Genomic DNA, 3,063 nt, shown 5'->3' on the forward strand with positions numbered 1-3,063 from the left:
GACACCCCTTCGGGGCGGCACCTCCCCGGTCCGGCGCGTTCACCGCCGGGGCCGTGGCCGGCCCCGGCGGGCGCCGGACAACCCCGTCGGCGTGCCAGCAGGTTGGCGGGCTCCACGTGCTGGCGCGCCCAGGCGCCGGCCGTCGTCGGATGGCTCGTCGGGGTGCTGCTGGCGGGTGTTCCGCGGGGAGGCCGGCGGTAGCGGGTGCCCTTCCGGCATCGGCCTTCGGCCGATCCGGCAGTGGGCGCGCCTGGACGCGCGACCGCGCTGTGCGGCTCCGGCGGTCGAGGCGGGCGTGCGTTCCCGCGCCGTGGCCCGACCGGGGAGGCTTCGCCGCGCGCGTGGCCTCCCGCGGGGCTCCTCCGGACCCCCGCCCCGCGGGACTCGGTTCGGTGGCGGGGCGCCGTTCGGGGCCGGTGATTCGCGGTGGCGAAGGCGGGCGCGAAGGGTGGCCGGCGGCGGGGGTGGCCGTGCGGTGGCCGACGTCGCGGTCGGTCACAGAGTGGTCGAGGCCCGGTTCGGCGGATGCAGGCCGGTGTCGACGGGGCGTCAAAGAAGCTGACCGGGGGAGGGGTCCGAGCTCGGCCTTTCGAGTGAAAGTGCAGGTCAGGGGCGGTTTCTGAGTGGACACAGACCCTCAAAGTCTGGTTTAATTGTCTCATCAAGGCGGGGAGGGCAACCCCCGCCACGAGGCCCCGGCCCCACCGGCCGGAACCCACCAACACGAAGGAGCCCACCCGTGGCCGCCACCCCCGCCGGAGCCGTCAAGCTCATCAAGGCCGCCGAGGCCGCCAACTGGAAGGCCACCGGCTCCAGCAGCTGGTCCGAGGATGGCAGTACCCAGTACTACTGCCTGCACGCCACCAATGGTGCGGGCGGGGAGCTCAACGCCAACTGGTACTCCACCGGCCGCGCATGGCGTCTCAGCAAGGCCAAGCCGTGCGTCATGATCGACGGCGAGATCACGGCTGCCACCCTCCCCAGGCTCGCCGAGATCATCGCCGAGAACCCCGGCGAGCCGGTCGCCGAGATCGCCGCCCCGCCCGGAGCCGTCAAGATCAGCAAGGCCGCCGAGGCCGCCGGGTGGGACACCGACGCCAAGCCCGCCGGAAACGACGCGGTCAGCTTCTACGAGCTGAGCGGCACCAACCGTGTCGGGGAGAAGTTCCGCGCGTCCTGGTGCCGCCAGGCGGACCGGTGGCGGATCGACGGGAACCCGGTGGTCCGGGTCGCCGGTAGCGAGTGGATCGGAGCCCGGATCGCCGAGATCGTCGCGCTGGTCGAGGCCAACCCCGCCCCCTCCCCCCTGCCGATCGCCCCTGCCTACATCGGCCGGTGCGACGCGATCGAGCAGGCCCACGGCAAGGAAATGGCCGACTTCATCGGGGTCCGCCTGTACTACGTGTTCAACGGCAAGATGTCCGAGAAGTGCGGCCAGTGCGCGAACTGCTCGGCCGTCCGCGCCCACCGCCCGGTGACCGACTTCCCGGTGTGGGAGCTGACCGCCGAAGACCGGCAGTGCATCGAGGAGCAGACGGCCGAGTACATCGAGGAGGTGCGCCAGTACGCGGCGTACGAGTGGGCGAGCGCCGTCTACTGGGACGACGAGACCCCGCACCAGGTCCCCAGCGCCTTTGACGACTGGTACGGCAAGTCGGACCACATCGACCCCGCCGCCGCGTACGCGCTGTGGCGCGAAGAGCAGGGCCGCCCGCTCACCGACGTTGAGCGCTTCGCGGTCGGTCTGACCGGGGCGGAGCCCGAGGCCGTGCCGGTCACGTGGGAGTGCGCCGAGTGCGGCACCCACAACGCGCACGGCGAGCCGCAGTGCACAGTGTGCGCCAGCGCACCGGCCGAGGAGGCCGGGGCCGACACCCACCCGTACGACGAGGACGCCGAGGCGAAGCCGCTCCCCGCGTTCCTGGTCTCCGCCCACATCGCCCGCCTGTACGCGCTCAAGCGCACCGCCCCCTCCGAGTGGCACCTGACGTTCAAGGGCGAGCTGTACCGGATCTCCCGGACCGGCCACGCGGCGTACCAGGCCGAGCACTTGGCATCCGGGGCCGTCCCGGTCCCGTTCGCCGAGCCGGGCGCGAGCCTGTACGCCGCCGCCCAGCTCGCCAAGGCCCACGCCAGGCAGCGGCAGGCGAGCTGACCGCCCGCCGGTCCCGGGTGAGCGCCCGGGACCGGCCCCGGCCCCGGGCGGGTGGCCGGACCGGGCGGCATCGAGCCGACCCGGCCCGGGACTGACGCACCCTCGGCCGACCGCCGGAATCCTTCCGGCTCCACAGACCCCCGCGCGGGAGGGCAACCCCGCGCGGCCCCCGGCCCGACCAGGGCCGGACCCACCAACACCGAAGGACGGACACACCGTGACCGAGATCGCCATCACCACCGACCACGACGTGATTCCCGAGGCCGCCGGGCAGTTCGTCGCCGACTTCAAGGCCCGCCTTGAATCCGCGTTCGCCCCGCTGTTCGCCACGATGGAGTGGGCCGAAGAGGAGATCCAGGAAGGCCAGGCACGCCACGGCGAGCGCGGGCAGAAGGAGAGCCGGATCTGGCGCGAGTCGTTCGCGCTGGTCAAGCCGACCCACGACCGGCTCAGCCGCGCGGAGATGCTCTACCGGGCCCACGCCGCCGAGCTGATTAACCGGGTCGCCACCGGCCAGGACACCCGCCCCGGGACCACCGCCGAGATGATCGCCGTTCTCATGGACAGCAGCGCGGCGGCCCCGCTGAACTCCGCCGCCGTCTGCCTGTACATGCGGCTGTTCTCCCGGGCCTTCCCGGAGCAGTTCGCGCAGCACATTGCCGAGGCCATCGAGCTGGACGCCTATGAGAGCGTGCACGGCAGGCGGGCCGACGAGTACGAGGCCGAGATGCGGCACAAGCTCGCCCAGGAGTGGCGGGTCACCAAGGACCAGCAGACGCCGAAGGCCCCGGCCCGGCGGACGCCGCTGATGTTGGAGGCCCCGGCCCAGCTGATGCTGGAGCTGTGACGCACGGCCCCGCCCCGGCCAGCGGCCGGGGCGGGGCGGCCCGGGCGGGCGGCATCGAGCC

2 protein-coding genes are annotated in these 3,063 nt (G+C 73.3%); both read left to right on the plus strand.

Features of this window, described 5'->3' with window-relative positions; translation table 11 throughout:
* Positions 1–739 precede the first annotated feature (739 nt).
* Entirely contained in the window at positions 740–2,155 is a 1,416-nt protein-coding gene (locus tag ACFXOZ_RS42335) for a hypothetical protein (RefSeq protein WP_380595365.1), read from the plus strand.
* 217 nt (positions 2,156–2,372) lie between these two features.
* Complete coding sequence (locus ACFXOZ_RS42340) at positions 2,373–3,002, plus strand: hypothetical protein (RefSeq protein ID WP_380595366.1); 630 nt, start codon at positions 2,373–2,375, stop codon at positions 3,000–3,002.
* The last annotated feature ends 61 nt before the right edge of the window (positions 3,003–3,063 follow it).

The organism is Kitasatospora sp. NPDC059160 (genome assembly GCF_042755465.1).
Classification (GTDB): domain Bacteria; phylum Actinomycetota; class Actinomycetes; order Streptomycetales; family Streptomycetaceae; genus Kitasatospora.